Raw genomic sequence first — 23,882 nt, 5'->3', positions numbered from 1 at the left:
AGAGGATCGTTCACCGATGCGGATCTGACCCGAGTGGTCCAGCGCGCTCCTGCCGTTCACCCGTTGGTCCGATAGTGATGTTGTGCAGACGCTGTCGCTCAAGGCTTCCGCAGCGATCGCGGGCGCAATCACTCTCCTCGCCCTCGTCGCGGGCGTCTTCCTCGACGGATTCTCGTTCGCGTGCAACGAGTCCCTTCCGCCTCAGTGCACGGGGTTTGACGTCGCGTGGCCGGCTCTGTGCTCTGTCGCCCTCGCGACCCTTGTTCTCCTGGTCGTAGCGATGCGCGCCAGCAGGCGCTCTCACGCTCGATGGAGGTGGCTGTTGCTCGCCTTGGGCGTGGTCGGCGCCGTCACCAGCTGGGTTCTCGCTCTGCGTACCGCCATGATCATCGGTTGAGCAGCCCACGGCACGGTCGAACGACCGCTTGTTCCGTATGGAGATCGTTCATCGGGGCGAGGGGGCGGTGGCCTTCGCTTCGACCGTGTGGATCTAGCTCAGGTTCACCTTCGAGTTCTATGTTGAGCCCATGAAGCGACTCGCGACGTCAGGCCAGTTGGTTGGATGGACAATCGCCTTGCTCGGGGCTGCTGGTGCCGCCGCGTTCCTGGTGCACTGGAGCTCGTGCCTCGGTGGCCTGAACGAGGGTTGCTACAGCGCCACACAGTCAGACTTCACGTGGATCGCCACAACGATCGTCTGGGCCGTCGCCTTCCCGCTCGTGATATTCGGCGCCTTCGTACTCTCGCCAGGACGACCCGTCACGCTGATTGGTGTTGGGCTCCTCATGGTCATCAACCCCCTCACCGACCCTGGAGCGTTCTTTCTCCCGTGGGATGTCGCGGACACCTTGCCCTTTACCGGCGTCGCCACGTCGCTAGCTGCTGTGACTGCAGGTGTCCTCCTGGCCGGATCTTCCTACCGAGCCCGTCGGCCCGATCACAGCCGAGTCGGGAAGCCAGCGCCCGCTGACGTCGCCTACTGACCTTCGATCGGACTTGGGTCGTCCCGTTAGGGGATCGTTCACCGGTCGCGTATCCAGCTACGGGCAGCGGTAGGTCTTCGCGAAGTCGGTTGCCGTGAACTGCCTTCCCTCGGTCATAGAGGTCAGTGACGGGCAGATGCCGTTGTTGTGCGCCGCCGCTACGAAGGGGGTTGCTGCTTGTGGGACGCAGCCGTAGTCCTGGTCGGGCTGGTCGAGGATGCGCAGCTGACCTGTCTCCCCGGCGGCGAGGTGAAGATCGGACCAGGAGCAGGACCAGGTGAGTGAGGCTCCGGTGTCGTTGGTGATGCTGACGTAGTGGGAAGGGCCATGCACTCCGAACAGCAGATCACCTACCCACAGAACCGCGGCCGCCACGACGGCTAGAGCTCCCAGCGCGATCGACAGTCTCACCGACCGTCGTTGGCGGGGTGGTGTCTGCCGGTCCGGCGAGAGTCTGCTCGGGTCCCAACTGTCCAGGCGTTCAACCACGGCGTATCCACCCCTCGGCGCGACGTGAAGCGGCCTCGACCGCCGCCGAGCTCGTTCCCTTGAGTTCTCCCACGGGAGAACAGTAGGCGTGACGCGGCTCTCACCACGAGGAGCTACCGACTCGCGACCGAGAGTGTCCTGTAAGGGGATCGATCCGCGGGACGCTTTCAGCGGACTGCTCGGAGGGGCTACTGCTCGTCTTTCCGGGCTGCTCGGCCGACGAAGTGCACGGACCGTCGAGCGTCGACGAGTTCGCGCTTCTCGAAGTGGCGAACGACGAAGGCTCCTGCGACGAACGAGTAGCCGATGCCCTCCGCGATTCGTGTGAGGACCGGGATGGTGCTGATGATCTGTTCGACGGTGGGTGATCCGTTGGCTTGGTAGGGGGCGATCCAGAACGGCACGATCGTGCCGAAGACGATGCCCAGGAGAATCCCGGCGACACCGATCCAGAACATGGAAGTGGACGAAAGTGCTCTGAGCATGGGATCCCCGGAATGTTCGGTGGGCGAGTCGAGAGGCGCCGCTGTCGGACGCGCCGTCCTCGCTCACGGCTGATCGGTCTGGTTACAGGCGCAGGTTGAGCGCGGCGAGGACGGTGACGAGGCCGGCCGCGACGACGACGACCGTCAGTGCAACGCGCCCCGCCGTACGGCGGAGAAGGCCGGTCATCGTGGCGGCGTCCGCCACGCGAGTCGCGATCACGAGGTCAGGAACGCCGGCCGGCGGTTGCGGTGGCGTCGTGGAGTCGTCTTCGCTGGCCGGGACGCTCACGGTCTGCTGAGCCGGCTCGATCCGATCGGGCAGCTTCTTGAAGCGGCCATCATTCGATTCGCCCACAGCGACCTCCCCAGCGGTCGCCGCATCGCGACCCTCCTTCGTGACTGTAGCCGTGCAACTCCATTGCGTCAGCGTGAGCGCGTAGCGGCCTGGAGCTGGAGACTGCTGCGGCGCACGTCTCCTCTCCACTCCTCGAGCGTCCACTGATCGGGTCCCGTAGAGGAACCTGCTGCTTCCCGAGCGCGCTGCTCGCTGCCATAGATTCCAACGACGTCGGTGGCGTCTGCCCAGAGGGCTGTCCTGAGGAGGAGGTAGTGCTCACCGTCACTGCTGTTCTTCACGCCTCGGATCCTCGTCGGTTCCGACGTCGTTCGGTCACCGTGGCGCGAGGTATCACAGTGCTGGCGCGCGTCCCGTATCGGGATCGACCACCGGACGCCCTGCTCCTTCGTCGAGAGACGGAGGATGACCGGTTGATCGTTGACGTTTTGCACCGCGGCTAGTGCGCCACGGCGGTCCAGTTCGTACGCTCAGCACATGACTGTTCCGGGGAACGCGCGGAGTCGACGTCGGCAGCTCCTGATGTGGGTTCTGGCTTCGCTGGTGGTGTTTGCGCTGGTGACTCTTGTTGTCGCCTTCGTGGCAACCCAGCTCAACGCTGCTGCTTTCGCCAGACGCCCGGAGATCGAGAACTGGGCTGACCCGAGCAGGGGAACATACACGCTCGGGCTCGGATGGGGCTTGGTCGCCGCCGCAGTCACCGTCGCGGTCGGCGTCACCGTCGATCGTCTGCGGTTGCGCAACGCAAGGTAGAACGGCGTCCCATATGGGGATCGTCAACCGGTCACCCACGAGTTGCGTGCGCCGCCGCGGCGTAGCGAGGGCGGGCCGTCAAGTTAGACCTGTCCGGTGGTGATTCCGCTGAGGGGGCGTGAAACGGGCAGGGGAGGCCGAGCGCCGGGCTGGCTTGTCTATTCCAGGTTGGGTGGTTGCGGGGCTGTGTCGTTGAGGCGGCGGTAGTAGGCGACGTCGAGCGCGCTCAGGTGGGTGAGGAGGCGTCCGGCGCGGTCGTGCATGGTCATGGAGCCGTCGTGGAGGCTGGCGATGGCGCCGACGCGGTGCAGCATCAGCACTGTGTCGAGGCGTTCGGCGTAGTGCAGTTCCAGGAAGTACACCAGCGGCGGATTGCCGGCCCGTCCTGGTGTGAAAAGGGCGGTGGGTTGTTGTCGGGTGACGCCGGTGTCGCGGTTGAGTTCGCGGAAGATGTACCGGTCGCGCAGCCACGGCCCGCCGAGGATCGCCGCAACGATGACGACCGCGCCGAGGATGACGAACGGGTTGAGGAGGACGGCGAGGTCGTTGCCGGTCATCATCTAGGCACGTCCCGGGTGCGTTCGCGTTGCTCGGCCGCCTCGGTGTCCGCAGCGAGCTGAGCGACCTCCGCCTCGATGTAGGCGGCACGCATTGTGGCGGCATAGTCGAGTTGCAGGACCCGCAGGAGGCGATGCAGCTGAACCGTACCGGCCGAGGTCTTGCCGGCCAGGATGCGCCGCACGGCGCGCGGTCGCAGCCGTGCGAACACGGCAACCTTCTGCGCGCTCCAGCCCTGCGTCTGCATGGCTGCGGTCAGTACCGCACCGAGCGCAGCGTCAAAGTGCTTGGGTGCCAACCCGATGAAGTCCACTCAGCCAGGCTAGCCATGCGATTCGTAGGCGGGACGTGGGTTCAGAGGACGGGTGGTGGTGGCGACCCGTCCGGTGGGGAGCCAGGCGGCGGGTCGTCTAACGAAGCCGTTGGAGCCGCTAGTCAGGTTCGCTCGTTCGTCGTTTCGTCGTCGCCTGTTCGGTCTGGCGAGTTGGGGGTGCGGAGGGGCCAGGCGGGCCACCAGCCGCTGTCGAGTTGGCGCAGGGTCGTGGTGGCGTGTTCGAGGTCGTCGGTGGTGAGGTCTGTGTCGGGGGCGCCGCTGCTACCGGTGTAGCCGCTGCCGTCAACGGCGTGGAGCTGGGTGTGCAGCCAGCGGCGACTTCCGAGGGGGTACGTCTCGCGGAAGCCACCCGCGGCGATGGACAGGACGGCCTCTTCGAGGCGGTCGGCGGCGGTTTCTGCTGATTCGTCGCAGGCATCGCAGGAGCAGTTCGGCAGGGTGGCGCGGAAAAAGACGCCTGCTTCCACTTGGACTGATTCGTCGGTTGCGGTGACGGTGATCGGGGCTCCGGCACGAGGCTGCAACCGGATCTGATGCGTCCCGTCGTGGTCGAGGTGGCGGACGTCAACGGAGTACCAGCGGTGGAGGTAGTCGGCCAGGGCGTCGACGTCACGGCGCAGGGGCGCGAAGCGTTCTGGGTGGGAGACGCGGGAGTACGCATCGTCAGGTGGGTGGTGGTCGGGCCAGCGCTGCCCGTATTCAATGACGTGGCCGTTGTCGTCGCGGAACTCGATGGGAGGGAAGGCGGCGCGCTGGAACGGAACCGGTGGAACCGTGAACGGCGGTGGAGCGACATCGTGAGCGAGCGCAGTGATTTCGCGGTCGTCGAGGTCTTCTTGATCCCAGGTGGACAGCATCTCGAGGAACGGCTCCCGCTGCTCGGGACGCTGCACCATGGTTCGCACGAGGGTCGCGACCGGAATGGAGCGGACGTTCGTCCCGACTTCCGGCTCGTTGGTCACTCGCCAGGTCGCTGCGGGATGCACCACCGCGATCACGTTCCCGACGAACCGGGCTGCGGCGTCGGCAACCTCTGGCGTCGTCAAGACGGTCGGATGCTTGGCCAGGAAGAGCCACACTCCCGACACGTCACCAGCAAGGCTCTCTGGGTCCACGCCATGGCGTTGCAGGAACTGAACGAAGGGATCGAAGCCGGCGACAAACCGCACCGGAGCCGGAAGCTCTGTTGCGGGCCGGAATGTCGCGATCGCGGACGAACCCAATTCCGGCATCGACCCGATCTCGCCGGGGAATACCTGTGTTGTCATCCGCTTCCTCCCGCGCCACGAGCGACTCTGACAGTGCTCACCATGTCAGCGCACCGTCACTCTTCAGGCGCTTGCAGCGCCGATGTCGAGGCGCGGAGGTAGGCGTACACCGTCTCTCGGCTGATGCCATATTTCTTTGCCAGCGTCGTCTTCGGCACGCCGGCACCAGCCCGCTCGCGCAGCTCCGCGACCTGCGCGGGGGTAAGCGAGCGCGCGCGGCCTCGGTAGACGCCGCGCTGCTTGGCGAGGGCGATGCCCTCGCGTTGGCGCTCCCGGATGAGTTCGCGTTCGAATTCCGCGAACGCGCCCATCATGTTCAACAGTAGGTTCGCCATCGCGCTGTCCTCGCCGGTGAAGGTGAGCTGCTCCTTCACGAACTCGACCCGGACCCGCTTGTCTGTCAGGCGCCGCACCAGCCGGCGGAGGTCTTCAAGGTTCCGCGCGAGCCGGTCCATCGAATGCACAAGCACCGTGTCCCCGTCGCGGACGAACCTAATCATCTCTTCGAGCTGCGGACGGTTCACGTCCTTGCCGGACGCCTTGTCCTCGAACACCCGATCCAGCGTCACGCCATCGAGCTGACGCACGGTGCTCTGATCCAGTGTGCTCACCCGCACGTACCCGACTCGCTGACCCGACACGTCGCCCTCCGACCCCTACTTTGTCCAGTTGAAGTCTAAGAGCCGCGAGGGTAAGTGTCAGACAAGCCTCAAAGCGACCCTATTCGGACGCGCCTCAACCATGACGTCTGACGTCCGGTTGGGGTGTACCTCAGGTTGGCGGGCAGGGTGGCGGCGCCGCCGGGACTGGGCATCGCCACCCATGCGGGATACGACTACTAGCTCCGTCGCTGGTTGAAGGTGAGCGGCACGAGCACCAGGCCTCGCGGCAGGACTGCTACGAACGGTCCCAAGTCGCGTCGACGTCGCGGCCACGATCTTGCACGATGTCGTTGATAGCGAACCCCAAAACGAGCCACCCCTGCGAGCTGTCGTCGGTCAGGTCGCCCGAGTACTTCCGCAGGAGGTCAGCGACGTTCGCCCACGAGGAGAGGTAGTCGGCCACGTCCTCCTCAGCAGTGGCGAGCGACGCGATGAGGGACGGATCGGCGCCCACCCTCTCGGCGGTGTCCCGCAGCAGCGAGAAGAGTCGGCGCTCCTCCATCGCACCGAGCACTTCGTCTGGAGTCACTGCCGCGGCAGGGTTGGCTGCTAGTTGCAGGGTGAGAAGGTTGAGGAGCGAGTACTGGCCAAGAGTCGTCATGGGTTGACCGTAGCGAGCCCGAGCAGCGACACGCCGTGATCTGTGAGCTGCCCATCAGCCCCGCGAGGAGCTGGCCGTACGTGCCGCGGAGCTGCGCTCTCGGGGCTGAGCACGCACCGAGTGTTCAGGCGTGACGTCACTGTCCGCCGGTCGGCGGTGTATCGAGTGGCTGCGCGGTCGCGGGAGTCGGGGGATAGGTTGTCGGGTCGTTCGCTGCGGCCGTAATGGCCGCCCATTTCTTCGGCAGTGAAGAGGTTGGGATACCGAAGCCGGGCATGTCCCAGAGTTTGCGTGTGCGGTCGGTGGGGCCGGTGTTGGGCCAGAATCGTAGACGCCATATGTCTCCTGGTGTGGTGGAGCCTGGCCAGCCGTAGTTGACGAAGCCGCGTCCGCTGATTTCGACCCAGTAGCTTCCTTTCGCCAGCTCGAAAGTTGTACCGGTCATCGTGGGACTGTCGAGTCGCACGGTTGGTGCGGTGAGGGTGATCGTTTCGACGGATATCTGTTCCCAGTCGTCGGTGTCGGACTGGGGTCGAGTGGCCCACCGCTCGATGGCGATCGCCGTCTGGAAGTTGTTCTGGTGCGGGGATGTGACGAGCACGGTTTGGCCGTCGCCGGCCGAGGGCGGTGTGGTCAGTGCATCTTCCAGGAGCGCGAGTTCGTCGGAGTCAGGCATGCCACTGGTGATGGTGAATTGTCCGTAGTCCATCGCGAGGGTGACGGTGGATGTTGACAGCGGTTGCGCGGCGCTCATGCGACAGAGACTACTTCCGCATACGGCGGCCGTCATGCGTCGGCATGCCGACCGAGGCCGGCTCCCCGCTGCGCCGTTCGCCGGGGTGCTAGTGGTGCCCCAGGGTGAGGCCTTCCCTCCGATAAGCAGAGCGTCGGCCGGAGGGAGGAGGGTGTCAGGAGTGCCCCTCTGGGGCATCCCCGAAGGGGACGCGGAGCGCTCTTGACGCCCTCGTCACGAAGGCCAGAGTGGAGCGGTCGGAGGGACGGCCGGACGTGACGTGCGTTGTCACGCTGCGGCGCTCGAACCGTCGTGCTCGTCCTCGTCATCGGTGGACGTTTCGTAGCGACTGTCACTGCTGTAGTACCACTTGCGGTAGTCACGGCGTCGCCCGGCGAGGTAGAAGTAGACGGGCGCTGCGATCACGAACACGGCTACTGCAAAGAGCGTCAGGATTCTGACGGCGTATGGGTGTGGCGGAAAGATCGTGAAGGTAGAGAAGACGGTCCACGCGAGGACTGTGAGGATGACGGCGGCGCTGCTGAGGGCGAGGAGTCGAACGGGCGTCCAGGCCAGATCATCGATGCGGTGTTGCTTGCGGTAGGTGGCGTCGATCTGTCGTCGTTGTTCATCTCGGAGAACCGGTCCGAAGTCATCGGTGTAGGCGCGCATGTTACGCACGTCGGCCCACACTCTTTCGCGTCGCTCGGGGTCGTAGGAGGAGGCGACTATTGCGTCGATAAGCCAGGCGGGTCGACGGTCGCCGCGATACCCGGCGCTGCTGTTCGCTGCGCGGTCGGCGGTGTCCGGGTGGAGGTCGAGCTGCGGATCGTGCATGCGGTCGACGAACACCGCGTCTTGACGTCGACGGTTTGCAGTTCCGGTGAAGGGGATGCCCTCGCGGAAGCGAGGTGGGTAGTAGAGGTTCAGCTCCTCTAGGAGGACCAGCGCTTCGGGCGCGATCCTCTCCCGAAAGGATGCGGCGTGGCGGGGCAGGGTCACTCCTGCGGCTCGTGGTGGGAGTCCCCGGAGGATCCCGTGTTCGGCTGCTCTGTCTGGGGAGATTCCTGGCGCGGTGTCGTCGCTCGCGGTCGGGACTTGCGGACGCGAGCGGGGCCGGGTGCGCGGGCTCCTGTGGCGCGGAGGTCTTTGTCGCTCCATCCCGAAGCGAGGGCGGCGTCCCATGCTTTCGAGTGAGCGTCGCGTGCGTCTCGGGCGGCGGCATCAGCGGTATCGACGTCGTTGATCGCGGCGACGAGAGTCCGCACGGCAGCTACACGATCCTCGACGGATCTCTCGAGGAGGGCTCGGGCTGATGTGGCGGCGGATTCGGGATCGATCGTCTTCTCAGGCATACCGTCAGATTAACGGGCGCCGCCGTCGTCTGCCAGTCCTCGATCCTGCTTCGCGGATCGGGACCCGGCCTACCGCTTCGCGGTCCGGTTCGTGAAGTTTCAGAGTCAGCAAGCAATAGACATGGGTGCCCCATGTCGCACGCGTCCCTTCCGCTGCGTGGAGGACCGGGGCATACTGGTCGTATGGTCCCCGCCGGTTGGCGGGTTCGCTGCGCTGGGCCTTGAAGGGATGGTGGTTCTCGTGTCCGAGTCGGAGGAGAAGCGGCCGATCTTCGGGCGTAAGCGCCGTCCGAACGTGCCGGAGGGCCGGCGGGAGAAGCGATACGTGGTGAAGGTCACGGCCGAGGAGGATGCACAGTTGCGTGCCCGGGCGGAGGTCCGAGATGTGACGGTGGCGCGGCTGTTGTTCGAGTCCGCGATGGACGCGAAGGTGGTAACTGCGAAGGAGCGGAAAGAGGCTGTCGCGATGCTGTTCAAGTTGCAGCGCGAGATGGCCAACGCGTCGAACAACGTCAACCAGATTGCCCGGTTCGCGAACGCGGAGGGCCGCTACGTTGCGGAGGCCGTGGAGGTCACGGCGGAGTACCGGCGGGTGGCGGGTCTGGTGTCCGAGGCGCTGTCGGTGGTGAACCGCACGTGATCGCGAAGGTGACCCGTGGCGCGCAGATGAGTGGGCTGATGTCGTACCTCGCGGGACGCGGGTTTGCGAACGAGCACACGGAGCCGCACCTGGTCGCGGGGGATGCGGCGATCATGGCGCTGTACGGGTACGACGAGTTGGACCGCGCGACCGCTCTGGCGATCGCTGAGAGCATCGATGAGCCGCGCAAGCATTTCGAGGTCGACGTGCTGCGCCAGGTGTCCAAGCGTGACCCGGAGACGGGCGAGGTGGTGAAGGTTCGCGAGGAGGCGAACGTGTGGCATTGCTCCCTGTCTCTTGCGGCGGAGGAGGGTCAGCTCACCGACGAGAAGTGGGGGCAGATCGCGCAGGATTTCGTGGACCGGATGGGTTTCACGGAGGCCAGCGGGAAGGCCGCGTGCCGGTGGGTCGCGGTGCGTCACGGCGTGTCCTCGAACGGCAACGATCACATCCACCTGGCGGTGTCTCTGGTGCGTGAGGACGGAACCAAAGCGTCGACGCATAACGACTTCCACCGGGCCATGAAGGTGGTTCGTGAGCTGGAACACGAGCACAAGCTGGCGCCGATGATCGCGGCGCAGCAGCCGGAGTTGTTGCAGCGCGAAGAGCGCCGGCCGGCGCGCGAGGCGGCGCGGCGGCGCGGTGCGGTCGAGGTCGATGCGAAGCGGTTGGAGAGGGCGGTGCGGGCCGCGGCTACAGCGTCGGTGGATGAGGGTGAGTTCGTGCGCCGGATGAAGCGAGAAGGTGTGCTCATCCGTCCCCGCTTCGCCGCCGGGCGAGACGATGTGGTGACCGGTTACTCGGTGGCGCTGCGCCCCGCGAAGGGTGAGCAGCCGGTGTGGCACGGCGGCCTCCGGCTCGCCCGTGACCTGTCGCTCCCCGAGCTTCGGAAGGGCTGGCCGGACCGCCCGGAATCCGCGACCGAAGCGGTCGCAGAGTGGCGCGCGTCGAGCAAGAACCCGTGGCAGTACCGGCCGGTAAATCCGGGCCGGGAAGAGGCCGAGATGAACCCGCAGTTCTTCGACCTGTACGCACGCGATATGACGCGGCTGCACGAGTACATCAAGACGATTCCGCCGGAAGATCACGCGGCGTGGGCGCACGTCGCCCGCGAGACGGCCGGCGCCTACGCGGCATGGTCAAAGCGGTTGGAGACGACGCCCGGGCCGCTCGCGGATGCTGCGCGCACGCTCGCCCGGTCGGCGCAGTTGCGGCCGTCCGAGAGCCGGCCGCGTCCGGTGGCGATGCCGTCGATGAGCAACACCACAGCGCTGATCCTCGCGCAGGTGTCCAAGGGGAGGAACGCGACCGCGGAGGCGCTGCTGTTCCGGCAGCTCGCGACGACGACGAACTCGATTCGCCGTGCCGCGCAGGCCGCCGGCGACGCGCGACGCGCAGCGGAGTTGTCCGCGGCGCTGCGTGAGCGGTTGACGAAGGTTCGTGACGCTTACACGGCGCAGGAGCACACGAACGTGTTGGCCTCGTTGTCGCCGGAGCAGCGTGCGACCGCGGAGCGCGCCGCGCTGGCCGCGGGCCGCTCCGGTGTCGGGTCGCCGGTGCCGACGACGTTGCCGCCGCGCACGAGCGGGCCGGTGGTCGTGCCGACCACGACGACAGGTCCGGGATTGTCGAACACTCCCGCGCAGCAGCGCGACGAGTTGGAGAGGTAGGGGAAGGGGCTCTCATGGCCGAGGAACACGACGAGGTAATGAACGACACCGGGCAGGCGCTCCGGGTGGCGATCGCGGTCGCCGCGCAGATGGCGGACAAGTTCGCCCGCGCCCGCGAGGAAATGGCCCGCGAAGCGCAGCGGCGCAGCGAGCAAGAGCAGCGCGGGTTGCAGCTCCGGTTCGAGGGGGAGCGGGACGTCGCCGCGAACCGGCTCGCACTGGTCGAGCGTCCCGAGTTCTGGGACCGCGCGAACGTCGACCAGATCGCGCGCATGCACGAGACGGCTCAGCAGTGGAAGGACTTCGACCCGCGCGCCGAGGCCGCGTCGGAGACGATCGCTCGAGAAGTGCAGGAGCGGTACGGCGTCGACGTGAACAGTCCCGGAGCCGCCCCGGAAGACGTTCGTGCGGCTCTGGCGCGTGCGGAGCTGAACCGGGAGCAGGCGGCGTCGGAGAACCTGTCCACGAGCGAGCGGGGCTCCGCTGCGGTGGAGTTCGTGGACGCGGTTGACGCAGTGCGCGAAGCAAACCGGCTGGATGATCGAGCAGACAACTCGCTCGCCCGCGCCGACGATGCACCCACCGTCACCGATGCTCCGACGCCTGATCAGTTCCGCATCGATCAGGCGGCGGCGTTGGAGTTGCAGGCGCGCGAGTACGACGTGACCGCCGAGCAGGGCGGCACCAGCACTCACACGCCCGACGAGCTGCGAGAGCTGGCTACCGATGCCCGCTCCCAGGCGCAGCTCTACCGCGACGAAGCCCCCACCCCGACCGCAGAGCCGGCTATGGCCGCGCCGGCCGCTAGGAGCGCCGCTGAGACGTCCGCCGCGTCCGATCAGGGACGCGCGAGCGCTGAGCGCAACCACGGCGCCGCAGCGTACGACAGCGCCGAGCACCGCACCGCAATGGCCGCTGAACTCAAAGCCCACGGCATCCCGCAAGAGGCCATCGACGTGCGCATGCGCGCGACGATCGCACAGGGCAAGCCCGTGTCCGAAGCGGTTCCCGCGACGCCCGGAGCGCACAAGGTGAACGTCCCGCAGACCACTCCGAGTCGCACGGCAAACCGCTCCCGGCAGACACCGGAGCAGAGTCTCTAGGAGCTGTACGCAGCCCGACACGTCAGAAGGAAAGGTCTTCTAATACTTCGCCGGTCTGATGAACGAAACCCGCGTGGTCCCAGCTGATGAGGTTGCTACCATTCGGGCTGATACTACTAACACCGATATGCCGCAAGGCATCTTGAAGCGCACGCCCAAATATCTTGCTATTAGCGATTGGAAACAGTTTATCTAAAATGAATGTTTATTCAGTAGATGAAAGAGATTCTTCGACGGAAATGACAGCAAGTGGTTACCGGATTATGATTGTAAATCCGGGGCGGCGCATCAGCGCCTTCAATCTCGATGGAGGATCGGCTTCAGAGGCTTTAGAGTGGGCAAAGAAAAATGCGTCAGACGGCGGATTTTCGGTTGCGGCTCGCTTTGATGAGGATGGGGGCGGCGTCACGTTGATCTGGTTGACGCCGCCCCCGGAAGTTGTTATGGAGCGGATCGGCTAAGAGCAGACTGCCGTCTGAGTCGTCGGCTTGCAAAAAACAGGAGACGATATGTCGGATCCAGTTTTCTGACCTGTGGGGGTAATGATCTCGATGGTCGATGAACCCTGATAGTGGCCCGTCAAGGTGGAGCCGGCTTTATCGGCTGCAGGCGTGTAGAAGACGTTTCCGGAGCCATTCACCTTGACGGTGCGCGGTTCGTCGTTCGATTTTACCTGCTGCCAGTTCACACCGTTGCTGGTGTCTCCGTTGTAGGAAGCGCTGTCCCACATCAGGCCACTTCTCACTCTGACTGAGGCCGTAGGGGGGTAGGAGCCGGTGCCGGTGCACTTCACGTTGGTCTTGTAGATCACATAGATTTGGCCCTTCTTGCGGGCGCCTTCGGAGATGTGCGGGTTCTGCGCGTCGACCGTGCAGGTGATGGTGAAGGACGCAGCGCGCAGTGACGTTTGCCCCGAGGATGAGGGCGTCGCTTGAGCAGGTGTCGCGGCCGGGTCGGAAAAGATCAGAGAATCACCGATCTTCGTGTCATGTAGTACTTCGGGCGAGAGCGTGCTAGTGGTGGCGCTTGTCTCGGCTTGCGCAGGCCCTGATGCGATCAGGCTTGTCGCCAGGAAGAGGGCCACTCCGAGTAGTGAAGCGGCTTTACGTCGTGCGTGCATGGAAATCCCCTAATTTCGAGTGCTCACAGTCATGAGTTCCTCGCACTGTAGGCACATCTGCATCCTGGATCAAATCCTCATTCGGGGGTCAAATCTCGACGGGATACCATGTCTCGCCGTGGCGATTTTGGTGAGTGTCCATAGGCAATTCTGCTTGTTCGAGCACGCCACATGCACCATGGCGGCGCCCTACTTCTATTGAACTGCTTTTAGTTCACTATTCTTGTAAATCCCATGTGCCGCATCCATTGGAGCTGAAGGAATAGGCGTCACTTACTACGACCACTTCCAGGCGAAGCGCTGAAGACACGAAGTTGTTGTCAATGATATTTCCGGCGCTGTCGAGGAGCTCCCAATAGCAGTTGCTAATGCTTCCCTCGCTCACATAAGTCCCTGGAAGCACAGGTTCCCCCACCCGGTACGTGCCGTCTCCGACTCGCCTTCCTTCGGCTCGCAAGCGAGCATCATCAGCCGCCGCCGAGGCTGCGTCTCTCTCGGCCTGCTCTTCGCCGGCAACAATCTGCGCGTACGGAGCAGCTCCTGGATTATTGGGGCAAAGTTTCACTGCAATAAGCCGATTAGCGTACTCGCTTTTGCTCAAAGCGGCCGGATCAGTCGATCCGAGTGTCGAAGAGGTGCAGTATTTGTAGTAATCCTTTAAAAGCTTGTCGTATGCCGCATTATCGAAGTCATATGTGAAGATGCTCTTTTGTGCCTCGGACGGCGCTACGCCGCTCACGCGAATAGTCTCACAGTATGAAAACTCTGTCCCAGCGGCCCAAACCTCCTCAAGCGAATTGAAGATCGTCGACGCACCCGAGCACTTGAACTGATAGATAAAGCCGCCGACCATCGACTCGGTCAGCACATGCGTCGGCGTCGGCGTTGGTGTTGGTGTCGGAGTCAGAGTCGCAGACCGAGTAGGACTCGCGGTCGCGGAAGCAGAGCTTGCAATGGGATCCTCGGCGGTAGCGCAGCCAGACAAGAACAGCGCCACTGCCACTCCTACCGCTGAGGCCAGTACTCGGAAATGACGGGCTGCTTCCATGCCTCGGAGCCTAGCGCCGAGCGCGACCAGCAGGAGAAGACGACGCGTAGGGCGCACCCTCACTCCGGTTCAAGTTGTCCAGCTCGTCGGTTGTGCGGAGAGAACAGCGGTAAGCCGGTGGCGGTAGGCGGCGAAGCAGCGTCCACAGCCCCGATAGGCGGCTGCACATACGAGAGGGAGGGCAGCGCATCATGCGCTGCCCTCCCTCTCATTTTGCCCCGGGTCAGTCGGGTTGTCGGTCCGGCGGGAACAGGTGATCCGGCGGCCGGCTGTACGGCAGTGCTTCGCCAGGCTCGTTCTCGTCCGTGGACCCGGCGAACGGCCCATCGTGAGACAGCAGCACGGCCATGTGCGGGCCAGCGTGGTTCAGCCACCAGGCGCTCAACGGCAGACCGGGTTCCCGGCGTGCGTCCTCCCAACTCAGCCACAACGTCTCCAACCGCTGCACGGCCTCGTCACTGTTCCACCACTCGGCTTTCCACCGTCCGGTAGCGGGACCTTTCGCGGACACGCGGCGGCGGTAGGAGAACCGCCAGTACTTCCGCAGCCACTCATCCACCGATCCGTACACCCGCTCCGCCCCCGGCTCCTCTGCCGGTGCCGACACGTCGCTCGTCGTCGGCACCGGAGCGGCGACGGTCGGCGCCGGTTCAGTGGGTGCCGGGTCCGGTTCGGTGGTCGAGGGCGTCTCGCCTCCGGCGAACGGGTCTTCCTCATCGAACGGGTCAGGCAGGGGCATCAGCGCGGTCCTTCGCCGTGTCCGCGTCCTTCGTCCGCAGAAGGTCCCGCAGCGCTGCGCCCTCCGCGGCCGGAGCGCCCGCCGCCGCCGCGGTTGCCGGAGCGACGTTCTCGCTGTCGGCCGCGGCCGACGTGTCCTCGCCCGCGGCCGTGACCGTCGAGTCCTCGACCACGGCGGTTGCGGTGTCCTCCACGGTGGGCTCGGTTGCCGTGGGGCCGGCCGCCGCAGCCGGGGCGGTTTCCTCGACCACGGCAGGCTGCTTGGAGGGGTCGTGCGCGGCGATAGAGGCCTTGATCGCGGCAACTTGCTTCTTCGGTCCCCTGAACCACGGGATCGTGCGCAGCATCGCCGCGCGCGCGCCGGAAGAGAGCATGACCGCGTAGCCGCGAGGCAGGTTCGCCAGCTCGTCCACTTCCAGGATTGGCTCACGCTTCAACGACGTCGACGTGGACCGCACGCCCTTGTTGAAGCTCTCCGTGGACGCCTCCCGGTCATAGGTGCCGACCAGCTCAGAGAGGTTCTTCAAGAAGTCGTTCTCCCGGACACCGCCGGCATAGATGAACACGTTCGACGCGCTGCGCAGCTTCTCCATGCCTTCCTTCCCGAACACGGCCACGCCCTGCGAGTAGGACTGGAACACCGACATGATCGGAATGCCCCGGGACCCGAAGTGCGAGTACAGGTCGGGCAGGTCCGGCCACCGGCACACGTTCGCGGCCTCGTCCAGGATCGCGACCAACGGAGTCTGCATCCGCCCGCCCGCGGACACGTCCGCGAGGTCCGTCGCCGCTTCCAGCGTCGCCGCGGTGAGCGCGGTGACCAGGGGGCCGGCGGTGCCAGCTCCTTCCTTGGAGAGGCTGTAGAGGGTGTTCCGGCCACGCACGAAATCGGCGGCCTTGAATTCCGGTCGCGTCTCATTTTCTCGAGGATTGATCCAGTCGGACACGAACGTGTTCTGCAAGCTCGACGCCATCTCCTGCGCGGTGACGAAGTAGCCGCTGCGCGGCTTGGGGTCCGACTGCAACAGGCCCAGCAGCCCGTCCGCCTGCAACGGGTAGCCGCCCTTGCGGAGAATGCGCACCGTCTCCTCGTTGGTGGGCTCCGTGGTCCACGTGTACACGTCCCGGATTGGCCGGCCCGAGACGGCCGCGGCGAGCAGGAAGCTCGCCAGCAGCAGCTTCCCGTTGGCCTCGAAGTGCGCGTTGTCGCCACCGGACGAGCCGGCCTTGCGGCTGCCGGCCGCGAAGTAGCCGGCGAGCTTCGCCGCCCGAGTGTCATCCGTCACGTAGGTGAGCGGATTCCACCACCAGGTCGGTTCCTCCCGCGCGACGCGCTGAGGATCGAACACCCACACCTGACCGAACGCGGCCCGCACGTCGCGAGTCGCATCGAGCACGTCGCGCTTGTTCGAGGTGGTCACCATCGCGCCAGGAGCTGCCATCACCGCGGGGATGACGAAGCTGGTCGACTTCCCCACGCGAGGACCCGCGATGAGGGTGGTCATGTCCTCGAACGACGCGAACACCTGCTTCCTGTTCGCCGGAGCGATCGTCCCCAATGGGATGCCGGGGCTGTTCTTCACGCCCAACCGTCGAGATTTCGCGGTCGCCTCCTTCACCCGCAGGTGCTCCAGGTCGCCCTCCGTGGCCATGTGACTAGCGGCACGGTTGGCGACAGCTCGCGCCCGGCGCTCCTTCCGGCCCGACAGGCGTGCCCACAGGAACAGCGTCCCGAACAGGGCCACCACGGCGCCCACCACTGCGCAGATCAGTATTGCGGTGGGCGGCCACACCACCGTTCCGTCAAACAGGCCCACGATGACGCCCAGCGGCTCCAACGTCCCGATATCGGGATTCACGCCGTCCTTCTCGGACCCGTACCGGACGGCAACGAAGAGAGCGATCGCTCCCACGAACACCACCGCCACCGGGTATGTCCACCACGGGGTGCCGGATCGCCCCGGCTCGCGCTTGCGATTGTTCGACGGGCTCATGGCGTGACTCCTTCGGTCGGTGCTGTAGTGAGAGGGGCGCGAGCGGGGATCGCGTGCTCCACGGCCGCGGTGAACGCGAACGAGGCGGCGGTGGCCACGAGGACCGCGACGGCCAGGAGCCCGGCGATCGCGCCGACCTGACCGAGCGGCCCCCGCAGGAGAGCGGCGATGGTGCGGGGCATGGTCACGACGTCACCAGCTCCGCCAGCGGAACGGGCGCAGGCAGAAACCGGCGCGGCTCGCAGCATTCATAGATCGGCCCGTCATAGCGGGGCGTCGTGTCGGCGGGTGCCGCCTGCCAGCTAGTACCCCAGGTGAGGACGGCCTGGCCGTTGTCGGCGTACTCGCACGGAAGGTCCGTCATGTGGTCCCTGTGCGGGCGCATCGTCGTCATCGAGCAGCCCCAGAGGTAACCGTCGTAGACGACCGTTGAGGGACAGGTCATCCGGTGATCACCATCCAGGCGGCGAAAGCCATCCAGCCTGACGCGGCGGCCAGCAGCAGCGCGGATGCCCCGTGCAGCAGATGCTCCCTCGTGACCTCTTCGCGGAGGTTGATCACGTCAAGGATCACATTCCCGGCCGAGCCCACGAACATGCATGTCCCCCCGATCGCCGCGGGGATCGCGAAAGACTCAGTGAGGATGTTCACGGCAGAATCTCCACGACCACCGGATCGGTCGCCAGAGGCTCGTTCGCCCGTCCCGCGCGGGAGGTGGTGTGCCAGAGCTTGTTGGTGTCGTTGACGTCCAGCTCGGCGGCGGTGAGCTGCACCCGGATCGGGATGCCGGGCCGGCCGCCCACCTTGATCAGGAACCGGCCCCGGCCGGGAGGCTCCGACTCGTGTCCGGATACCGGGTCCCACGCGGGCGGGTCCTGCCAGGACGTGAGCATGTTCTGTTCCGCGTTCGACAGAGGGACGGCGGAGGTCAGGAGCGGCATCTCCGCACCGGGCAGGCCTCCGCAGATGACCATGCCGGAGCGCTCCACGAACCCGCGGGCTTTCATCTGGTCCTCCTGCGAGGCCAGGGCGAGGAGGTCGCTCATGGTGTGGCTGATCATCGCCAGGCCGACACCGCGGGCACGGTTGAGGCGGGTGAGCGCGTCGACGCGATCGACCATGCCGCGGCCTGCGCGCAGCGCCCGCCACAGCTCGTCCAGGATGACGAAGTAGTGCCGGCGCGGCTCCAACCCCGCCTCTGCGAGAGCGGACGCGACGTTGACGGTTCCGAACCCGGCGGACCAGCACGCCAGGAGGATGCTGGCCTGCAGATCGCCCTCAGAGTCATCGATCGAGGACACGTCGTAGACCACGGGCCGGTCCCGCCGCATCGGGGTAGTGGTCTGGCGGGAGAAGATCTCCCCCAGCCGGCCACCGGTCGTCAGACCGATCAGCGAGGCTTCGAGATTCTCCGTGATCGCCTTGTACCGGTTGAGGTCGTTGCGGTCGAGCGCGACCTGACGAATCTCCTCCGGCGCCGCCTGGATCACGGCCAGGAGGTCCGCGAGGACGGGGATGCCCTCGTGCGTCTCGTCCAGGTACTTCAGCGCCCGGTCGATGATCGTTTCTTCGCGGTCCGAGGGCGGCTCGGAGCGGAGGATCGTCAGTAGCGCTGCGATCATCGTGTGCCGGCGGCCGTGCGCGTCCGCGAGCACCTGAGATGCGAGGCGCTGCGACTTCACCGCGTGCTTGCGCTCCTCCTTCGAGTCCTCCCCGCGGGCGTCGAGCTCCGCCGCGCGCGCGAGCGCCCGGTCAGCGTCCTCGCGGAGACGCTGCGCCGCCGTCGTCGCCTCTCCCGGATCGAGGATGTTCAGATACCCCCGGCCGCGGCCGAGGGTAATGACCTGCCCATCCATCGCGCGAATCAGGTCCACGTAGTCAGGCTTCAAATCCCCCAGGACCAGCGGCAGAGTCCCGTAGCCGGCGAGGCCGGTCGCCATGCGGCGGGTCAGCGAAGATTTCCCCAGGCCCGGCTTGCCGAGGACGAACATCGAGGGGTTGGAGATGAGCTGCGCCCGCTGAAACCACGAAATCGGGTCACACAGCACCGACGCGCCGGTGGCGAGGTTCTTCCCGAGCGGGACGCCGATCATGGGTGTTCCGGTGCCGACCGAGAACGGGTACAGCCCGCACACCTGCACGGTGGTCGCGCGGAACTCATCGGCGGGCTGGACCGACACGGCCTGCCCTCCCCCGCGGCCGAGCCATCCCGTCGACGTCGGCCGCAGCGGGCGCTTAGGCGTCGGCTCCTTCTCGATCTTCTGCTTCCCGCCCTGGTGCGGAATCGCCCGCTTCTTCCGCGACCGCTTCGAGGGCTTCTCGCGCGCCAGCGGTGACGCGGCCGCACGTGCGGCCGCGGCCTCTTCCTGCACCCGTCGCGCGCGGCGAGACCCGGCGCGGCTGTCCGTCGACGCCGCCGCGGCCTGCGCCGTCGACGGGGCACCGACCGCGCCCGTGGGCACGGCCGTGTCGATCGCGTCGACGTCCACAGCCTCCGCGTCCTGGTCGACGTCAACGGCGCCGGTGGGCAGCTCGTCCCCGTCGACAGCAGCGGGGACGTCGACGGGGTCGGGCTCGTCGCGGTGGCGGGAGAAGAGCTTGGTGGTGATGCTCACTGGGAACCTCCGGCAGTGATCGAGGCGGGAAAAAGGGGCTTAACCGGGGACGGCACCGGACACTCGTCCAGTGCCGTCCCGGATGCGGTGGCGATCGTCACAGGGCTTCCCGGACCTCGTTCGGGATGCGCAGATGCCGCGGCAGAACGAGCCCCAGCGGCAGCGCCGCGGCGAACGCGGAGTCCTGCGACCCGAACGCCGGCCGCATCCGCAGCCGGGCGGCCGAGGTCAGCGAGTCGACTGCCGCGCGAGCCTCCGGCTCCTGTGTGCGCTGCATGGTCGTGGCCGTGACGATGAGGCCGAAGTTCATCAGTCCGGCTCCGGCGGCTTCTTCCGCGGCCGTGGCCTGCGCAGAGCGCGTCGAGAGGGTGGAGCGCGCCGTGGGCTTGGTGGACGCGGAGGAGTTGAACTGCGCCGCGTTGAGGTCCGCTTCCACCAGCGCCGCGGCGCGGGCGGGGTCGATGGGGCGGTAGAGCAGTGTGACGCGCTTGCGAGCAATATCCCGGTGCGGTGCCAGCAGACGAGCGAGGATGCCCGCCTGAACCACGCCACGCGGGGGCGCCGTCATCGTCCACGACGTCGACACCGCACCGTCGTGCCGGTACGAGTCCCAGTGCGCCTCTGCGGCGGCAGGGCCGACATCCGTCCACGACAGATCGGCCGTCTCCCCTTCCGCGCGCGCCTGATCGATCAGCACGGCCGCGTCGGGATCGTAGGCGGTGCGAATGACCTCGCAGATTTCCTGCGCGCCGAGCGGGCGGGCTGCGCCGGCCCCGGTGGCGGCGAGGGAAGACGTCAAACCGGGGATGCGGGCGGAGAGGTCGGAGGCGACTTCCTGTGCGTTGCGGCGCTTCCCATTAATCCGAGCATTCGCGGTAAAGGTGAGCGCGATGTACGCGCGGATCGTTGCGGAGCCCACCGGGTAGGTCTCCACGACCTCCGAGAGCATCGCTCGAGCAAATAGCGGGGCGTCCGGGTCCATCGACCCCTCGACCTCACCGCGCAGGCGCGTACCCGTGTCGGGCGCCGTCTCGACCGTGACCGACGCGGCCTCGATGCCCGGTTCGTCTCCGAGGTTCGCGAGCCAGATGCCGTACTCCGCGACCTGGTTGTTGATCTGCTCCTGATCCACCAGCGCGGCGCCGTCCGGCTCGGTCGCGAGCACGATCGTGAAGTGGCGCGTGGCGGGCGTGCTGATCAGCGCGAACCGGCGGCCGTGGGAGTCCTCGTGCTCCGTGAGCTGCGACGCCGCCGCGAGCCCGGGGAGCTGGAACGTTCCCCACTTCGCGCGGCCGATGGGTCCGGAGCGGTAGATGTTCGCTCCCTTGCTCTTGGTGCGCCACCAGTTCACGCGGACCACCGTCCTTCCCAGGGCTGACTGCCCGTGCTTGTCCTTGACCGAGACGCTCAGGAGGATGCCGCCGAAGATCCCGGCGACGACTAGAGCCGGCCCCAGGCCGGAGAACATGGACGCGATGATCGAGGACACGATGCCCACGAACATCACGAGGGTGGCGAGCTGCCCCAGCCCGCCGAGACCGGCGGTCTGCGGCTTTCGCCAGTTGCCGTAGGTGCGGGCCTTCACCGGATCGGTGGCAGTTGCGTTGCTCATGGGTTAGCTCCCGTTCTCGTTGCTACCGGTCGCCTCTTCGGTGCCCGCCTTGACCGCCTGCGCGGCATGCTTCGCGCCCTCCGCCGCCTTCGTCGCGACGGCAATCCCGGCGCCGATCGGACCGGCGGCAGCCGCCGCCCCGCCCGCTGCTGCGCCTGCCCCGGCGCCGCTCGACGCTCCGGCTCCTGCACCACTGGTCGCGGCACTTCCCGCACCCGCACCCGCGCCGCTACCCGCCGTTGCCGCCGACCCGGAAGGGTCAGCGCCCGGGGATGACGCGGGAGAGCCCGGTGACGATGTGCTGCCGGTCGGTCCGTCCGTAGACGAGCTGTTGCCGCCACCGCCACCGCCTCCCCCGCCGCCGTTGTTGCTGGCACGGATCGCGCCCGTCGCGACGTCACCCGCGGCCGAAAGGGCCGCAGCTCCCAGCAGCAGGCCCGCGGCACCGCCCCCGCCGACCGACGCAACGGCCGGCACGAGGAAGCGCATCAGCGCGGGCAGGGCCACGAGCGCGATCAGCATCAGGGCCAGGCCCGTCACGATCTGGAAGAGCCCCGTGCCGTCTGACTTGAACAGGTCGGTGCCGGTCATCCGGAAGGCGATCGCGTACACGATCGCCGCGGCGGGCTTGTAGAGGATGAAGGCGAGGGTCCAGGCCATCGCCTTCTTGAACCACTGCCGACCGATCTCGGTGTTCGTGAACGAGGCGGCGAGCGGGAAGATCCCGGCCAGGACGACGAGCATCGCGCCACGGAACACCATCAGCGCGATCTGCACGTAGGTCATGAACACCGCGAGCATCCCCAGCAAGAACAGGCCGATCAGACCGATTCCGGAGGTCGCGGTGAGTGCGATCATCGCGAAGACGTTGGTGCCGAAGCAGTTGCTCTCGCCCTGCTGCGACACGTCGCAGTCGGTCGAGTTGTTGAGAATCCAGATCGAGAACTCATCCCCCGCTTGCGTCGCCAGGCGGATGACGACCAGGCCCGCGCCGGCCACAGCGATCAGCGTGATGACGGACCCAGCCAGCTCGCGCAGCGGCAGAGCGCGCTGCGTCCACACCATGCGGCCCGCCGCGACGAGGATCGCGAGGATCGCGAGGCCCCCGGTGTACCACTGCAACTGCCCCTGCACCCAGCCGACGACCGAGGAGGACTCGTTCAGGTGCATCGCCAGCGGCAGGAACCCGGTCACGAGCGCCGACGCCGAGGACAGCAGCAGTACGGCCAGGAGGATGACGCCGATGCGGCCCATGTGAGCTTCGCCGTCGCCGTGCCGGCGACGGCTCGCCATCATCACGCCAGCGACGATCAGGGACATGACGGCCAGGCCCGCGGAGACCCACGTCACGTAGCCGAGGATCGTCTCGAACGCCTCCGGTAGCGGCGGTGTGCCGCCGCCGTTGACGCCGCCGCCCTGGTCCACGACCGTGACCGGGGAGGGCACGTTCATCCAGACGGTGCCGAGCGAGGCGATGGCCTTGCCGTAGCCCTCCAGTATGTTGTTGACGAACTGCTGCAGGGCGTCGTTCGACGCCTTCGAGACGACGTTGCCGATAGCTGCGCCGGTCCAGCAGAAGACGTCCGCGGGGCTGCAAGGCTCGCCAGTAGGTGCGGGGGTCACGAGACGCCACTCCACGTCACATAACCGCCCAGGCTTTGCAGGGCGACAGGGCGAAAGGTGGGATCGCCTTCATCGGTGAGGACGATCTTCCAGTCGCCTTCTACCCACTTCAACGCGTAGGCGAAGCTGAGGAGAGAGCCGTTGCTTACCTGGAAAGCAGTGTCGACTGTCGCATCTGTACCCGAATAGGACAGCAGCTTGAACCCGGCGATCTGCGCGCTCAAACCCGTGTTGCTCTGGGTTGTGTCTTTGGCCAATGCTGCGTCTCGCCCGGCACCTGGCACCGTGAGCTGTGCGGTCACCAACGAGGACAGGCGGGCGTCAGTTCCCATTGCCCAGACGTTGGCAATCGCGAACAGGGCTCCCTCAGGCGTGTGGGCGTAACAGGAGCGCACCCCATCGGTGCCGGTAATTCCGGGACCGACGACCGCTGACTCAGGAGCGGCCATCGTGCCGACGATGGTCCACTCAGTTGTCGGGGCGGCGGTAAGCGTTCCGGTCTCCTCGTAGCCGGGGAGCCCACAAACGCTTTCGGCCTCCGCCGAGAGGGTGGAGCTGGGGTTGGGGGTGGAGACGCCGGGGTCGGCGGTAGTGGTTCCGCCTCCCCCGGCGTCCAGGGACGTCACGCCGAGCACGATGCCTGAGAGGGCGAGTACTCCGACGACGGTTGCTCCGATGATGAAGCCCTTCGTGGTGAACGGGTTGCGCGGTTCGGAGTCGTTCATGACGTCCCTTGCCTTCCTGTTGGTGGTGTCGTGGTGGTTTCCCGGGACGCTACGCGCCCATCAGGAAGCCGACGACGGTGAAGGCGGCGGAGATGATGATCACGCCGATGAGCAGGCGGCCGAGCCAGCCGCCGATTTCGCCGCCTTCGCCGCGGCGGGCGGAGACGGTCATGGTGACGCCGAGGATGATCAGGCCGACGACGGCGACGCCGAGGCCGACCCACTTGGCCCAGCCCATGACCGTGGTGAAGGCCTCGAACCCGGGCGGCATGCCGCCGGGACCCGGGTCCGGCACGACCGCGCCGAGCGCGCCCGCGGTGGTGAGGATGTCGGTGGTTGCTGCGAGCAGGGCAGACATGGTGTGCTCCGTTTTCTGTGTTGGGTGGTGCGGGGTGATCGGCGCCGCGGGTGCGACGTC

General features: G+C 66.6%; 30 protein-coding genes. 8 read left to right on the top strand and 22 right to left on the bottom strand.

Annotation, left to right across the window (positions count from 1 at the left end; genetic code table 11):
• The first annotated feature begins 82 nt into the window (after nucleotides 1-82).
• Both C5C37_RS14550 and C5C37_RS14545 read left to right on the top strand, forming a co-directional pair.
• Nucleotides 83-397 carry a hypothetical protein gene (locus tag C5C37_RS14550; protein WP_104260277.1) on the top strand — a complete coding sequence of 105 codons (315 nt, stop codon included), beginning with the start codon at nucleotides 83-85 and terminating at the stop codon, nucleotides 395-397.
• 130 nt (nucleotides 398-527) lie between these two features.
• The gene (locus C5C37_RS14545; RefSeq protein ID WP_104224249.1) at nucleotides 528-983 is read left to right on the top strand and encodes a hypothetical protein; all 456 of its coding nucleotides are present in this window, start codon (nucleotides 528-530) and stop codon (nucleotides 981-983) included.
• 57 nt (nucleotides 984-1,040) lie between these two features.
• Here the strand turns inward: C5C37_RS14545 and C5C37_RS14540 are convergent, their stop codons facing one another.
• The 3 genes from C5C37_RS14540 to C5C37_RS14530 form a co-directional block, all read right to left on the bottom strand.
• Complete coding sequence (locus C5C37_RS14540) at nucleotides 1,041-1,316, bottom strand: hypothetical protein (protein ID WP_146085241.1); 276 nt, start codon at nucleotides 1,314-1,316, stop codon at nucleotides 1,041-1,043.
• A gap of 344 nt (nucleotides 1,317-1,660) precedes the next feature.
• Nucleotides 1,661-1,930: a hypothetical protein gene (locus tag C5C37_RS14535; RefSeq protein ID WP_104224259.1), complete on the bottom strand. Its 270-nt coding sequence runs from the start codon at nucleotides 1,928-1,930 to the stop codon at nucleotides 1,661-1,663.
• Between the two features lie 109 nt (nucleotides 1,931-2,039).
• Nucleotides 2,040-2,312 carry a hypothetical protein gene (locus C5C37_RS14530; protein ID WP_104227086.1) on the bottom strand — a complete coding sequence of 91 codons (273 nt, stop codon included), beginning with the start codon at nucleotides 2,310-2,312 and terminating at the stop codon, nucleotides 2,040-2,042.
• 477 nt (nucleotides 2,313-2,789) lie between these two features.
• Between C5C37_RS14530 and C5C37_RS14525 the strand changes: the two genes are divergently transcribed.
• Nucleotides 2,790-3,065, top strand: coding sequence for a hypothetical protein (locus tag C5C37_RS14525; RefSeq protein WP_146078850.1), 276 nt, complete (start codon nucleotides 2,790-2,792; stop codon nucleotides 3,063-3,065).
• Between the two features lie 158 nt (nucleotides 3,066-3,223).
• Here the strand turns inward: C5C37_RS14525 and C5C37_RS14520 are convergent, their stop codons facing one another.
• From C5C37_RS14520 to C5C37_RS14490, 7 genes are all read right to left on the bottom strand, one after another.
• Complete coding sequence (locus C5C37_RS14520) at nucleotides 3,224-3,625, bottom strand: hypothetical protein (RefSeq protein WP_146085240.1); 402 nt, start codon at nucleotides 3,623-3,625, stop codon at nucleotides 3,224-3,226.
• Nucleotides 3,622-3,936: a hypothetical protein gene (locus tag C5C37_RS14515; protein WP_104339153.1), complete on the bottom strand. Its 315-nt coding sequence runs from the start codon at nucleotides 3,934-3,936 to the stop codon at nucleotides 3,622-3,624. Before C5C37_RS14515 ends, C5C37_RS14520 begins: the two co-directional genes overlap by 4 nt.
• A 122-nt stretch (nucleotides 3,937-4,058) precedes the next feature.
• Nucleotides 4,059-5,225: a DUF6226 family protein gene (locus C5C37_RS14510; RefSeq protein ID WP_104339152.1), complete on the bottom strand. Its 1,167-nt coding sequence runs from the start codon at nucleotides 5,223-5,225 to the stop codon at nucleotides 4,059-4,061.
• Between the two features lie 56 nt (nucleotides 5,226-5,281).
• Nucleotides 5,282-5,866 (bottom strand): recombinase family protein, encoded by a 585-nt coding sequence (locus C5C37_RS14505; protein WP_104339151.1) that lies wholly within the window; start codon nucleotides 5,864-5,866, stop codon nucleotides 5,282-5,284.
• A 256-nt stretch (nucleotides 5,867-6,122) separates the two neighbouring features.
• Nucleotides 6,123-6,488 (bottom strand): hypothetical protein, encoded by a 366-nt coding sequence (locus tag C5C37_RS14500; RefSeq protein ID WP_146083202.1) that lies wholly within the window; start codon nucleotides 6,486-6,488, stop codon nucleotides 6,123-6,125.
• Between the two features lie 136 nt (nucleotides 6,489-6,624).
• Nucleotides 6,625-7,242 carry a hypothetical protein gene (locus C5C37_RS14495; RefSeq protein WP_181074614.1) on the bottom strand — a complete coding sequence of 206 codons (618 nt, stop codon included), beginning with the start codon at nucleotides 7,240-7,242 and terminating at the stop codon, nucleotides 6,625-6,627.
• A gap of 267 nt (nucleotides 7,243-7,509) precedes the next feature.
• Entirely contained in the window at nucleotides 7,510-8,223 is a 714-nt protein-coding gene (locus tag C5C37_RS14490) for a hypothetical protein (protein ID WP_104256233.1), read from the bottom strand.
• A gap of 191 nt (nucleotides 8,224-8,414) precedes the next feature.
• On the opposite strand from C5C37_RS14490, the gene C5C37_RS17950 reads away from it, so the two are divergent.
• From C5C37_RS17950 to C5C37_RS14470, 5 genes are all read left to right on the top strand, one after another.
• Nucleotides 8,415-8,537, top strand: a complete 123-nt coding sequence (locus C5C37_RS17950) for a hypothetical protein (RefSeq protein ID WP_258063701.1) — start codon at nucleotides 8,415-8,417, stop codon at nucleotides 8,535-8,537.
• Nucleotides 8,538-8,805: 268 nt separating this feature from the next.
• Nucleotides 8,806-9,216 (top strand): plasmid mobilization relaxosome protein MobC, encoded by a 411-nt coding sequence (gene mobC / locus C5C37_RS14485; RefSeq protein ID WP_104256232.1) that lies wholly within the window; start codon nucleotides 8,806-8,808, stop codon nucleotides 9,214-9,216.
• Complete coding sequence (locus C5C37_RS14480) at nucleotides 9,213-10,886, top strand: relaxase/mobilization nuclease domain-containing protein (protein ID WP_104339150.1); 1,674 nt, start codon at nucleotides 9,213-9,215, stop codon at nucleotides 10,884-10,886. Before mobC ends, C5C37_RS14480 begins: the two co-directional genes overlap by 4 nt.
• A gap of 14 nt (nucleotides 10,887-10,900) precedes the next feature.
• A complete protein-coding gene (locus C5C37_RS14475; protein ID WP_104339149.1) occupies nucleotides 10,901-11,989 on the top strand; it encodes a hypothetical protein in 1,089 nt (362 codons plus the stop codon).
• Nucleotides 11,990-12,186: 197 nt separating this feature from the next.
• Nucleotides 12,187-12,450, top strand: coding sequence for a hypothetical protein (locus tag C5C37_RS14470; protein ID WP_104256229.1), 264 nt, complete (start codon nucleotides 12,187-12,189; stop codon nucleotides 12,448-12,450).
• On the opposite strand, the gene C5C37_RS17230 is transcribed toward C5C37_RS14470, so the two are convergent.
• The 12 genes from C5C37_RS17230 to C5C37_RS14420 all read right to left on the bottom strand — a co-directional run bounded on the left by C5C37_RS17230 (nucleotide 12,447) and on the right by C5C37_RS14420 (nucleotide 23,822).
• Nucleotides 12,447-13,073 carry a hypothetical protein gene (locus C5C37_RS17230; RefSeq protein ID WP_146083200.1) on the bottom strand — a complete coding sequence of 209 codons (627 nt, stop codon included), beginning with the start codon at nucleotides 13,071-13,073 and terminating at the stop codon, nucleotides 12,447-12,449. The two genes, C5C37_RS14470 and C5C37_RS17230, sit on opposite strands and share 4 nt — an antisense overlap.
• Nucleotides 13,074-13,326: 253 nt before the next feature.
• On the bottom strand, nucleotides 13,327-14,106 hold the full coding sequence (locus tag C5C37_RS17225) for a hypothetical protein (RefSeq protein WP_146083199.1): 780 nt from the start codon (nucleotides 14,104-14,106) through the stop codon (nucleotides 13,327-13,329).
• A 274-nt stretch (nucleotides 14,107-14,380) separates the two neighbouring features.
• A complete protein-coding gene (locus C5C37_RS14465; protein WP_104256228.1) occupies nucleotides 14,381-14,896 on the bottom strand; it encodes a DUF4913 domain-containing protein in 516 nt (171 codons plus the stop codon).
• The gene (locus tag C5C37_RS14460; RefSeq protein WP_181074616.1) at nucleotides 14,883-16,889 is read right to left on the bottom strand and encodes a type IV secretory system conjugative DNA transfer family protein; all 2,007 of its coding nucleotides are present in this window, start codon (nucleotides 16,887-16,889) and stop codon (nucleotides 14,883-14,885) included. The genes C5C37_RS14465 and C5C37_RS14460 overlap by 14 nt, the downstream gene beginning before the upstream one ends.
• On the bottom strand, nucleotides 16,886-17,071 hold the full coding sequence (locus C5C37_RS14455; protein WP_104256227.1) for a hypothetical protein: 186 nt from the start codon (nucleotides 17,069-17,071) through the stop codon (nucleotides 16,886-16,888). The genes C5C37_RS14460 and C5C37_RS14455 overlap by 4 nt, the downstream gene beginning before the upstream one ends.
• A gap of 2 nt (nucleotides 17,072-17,073) precedes the next feature.
• Entirely contained in the window at nucleotides 17,074-17,334 is a 261-nt protein-coding gene (locus C5C37_RS14450; RefSeq protein WP_104256226.1) for a hypothetical protein, read from the bottom strand.
• Nucleotides 17,331-17,540, bottom strand: coding sequence for a hypothetical protein (locus tag C5C37_RS14445; RefSeq protein ID WP_104256225.1), 210 nt, complete (start codon nucleotides 17,538-17,540; stop codon nucleotides 17,331-17,333). Before C5C37_RS14445 ends, C5C37_RS14450 begins: the two co-directional genes overlap by 4 nt.
• A complete protein-coding gene (locus C5C37_RS14440) occupies nucleotides 17,537-19,219 on the bottom strand; it encodes an ATP/GTP-binding protein (protein WP_374953325.1) in 1,683 nt (560 codons plus the stop codon). Before C5C37_RS14440 ends, C5C37_RS14445 begins: the two co-directional genes overlap by 4 nt.
• Nucleotides 19,220-19,601: 382 nt before the next feature.
• Nucleotides 19,602-21,116 carry an SCO6880 family protein gene (locus tag C5C37_RS14435; RefSeq protein ID WP_181074617.1) on the bottom strand — a complete coding sequence of 505 codons (1,515 nt, stop codon included), beginning with the start codon at nucleotides 21,114-21,116 and terminating at the stop codon, nucleotides 19,602-19,604.
• Nucleotides 21,117-21,119: 3 nt separating this feature from the next.
• A complete protein-coding gene (locus C5C37_RS14430) occupies nucleotides 21,120-22,739 on the bottom strand; it encodes a hypothetical protein (RefSeq protein WP_104256224.1) in 1,620 nt (539 codons plus the stop codon).
• Entirely contained in the window at nucleotides 22,736-23,464 is a 729-nt protein-coding gene (locus C5C37_RS14425) for a hypothetical protein (RefSeq protein WP_104256223.1), read from the bottom strand. Before C5C37_RS14425 ends, C5C37_RS14430 begins: the two co-directional genes overlap by 4 nt.
• Nucleotides 23,465-23,513: 49 nt before the next feature.
• Complete coding sequence (locus tag C5C37_RS14420) at nucleotides 23,514-23,822, bottom strand: hypothetical protein (RefSeq protein ID WP_104256222.1); 309 nt, start codon at nucleotides 23,820-23,822, stop codon at nucleotides 23,514-23,516.
• Nucleotides 23,823-23,882 lie beyond the last annotated feature (60 nt).

Source organism: Rathayibacter sp. AY1F9 (assembly GCF_002932155.1).
Taxonomy (GTDB): Bacteria; Actinomycetota; Actinomycetes; order Actinomycetales; family Microbacteriaceae; genus Rathayibacter.
Note: the sequence above shows the minus strand (reverse complement) of the source record. Positions and strands in the feature narration are given on the sequence as shown.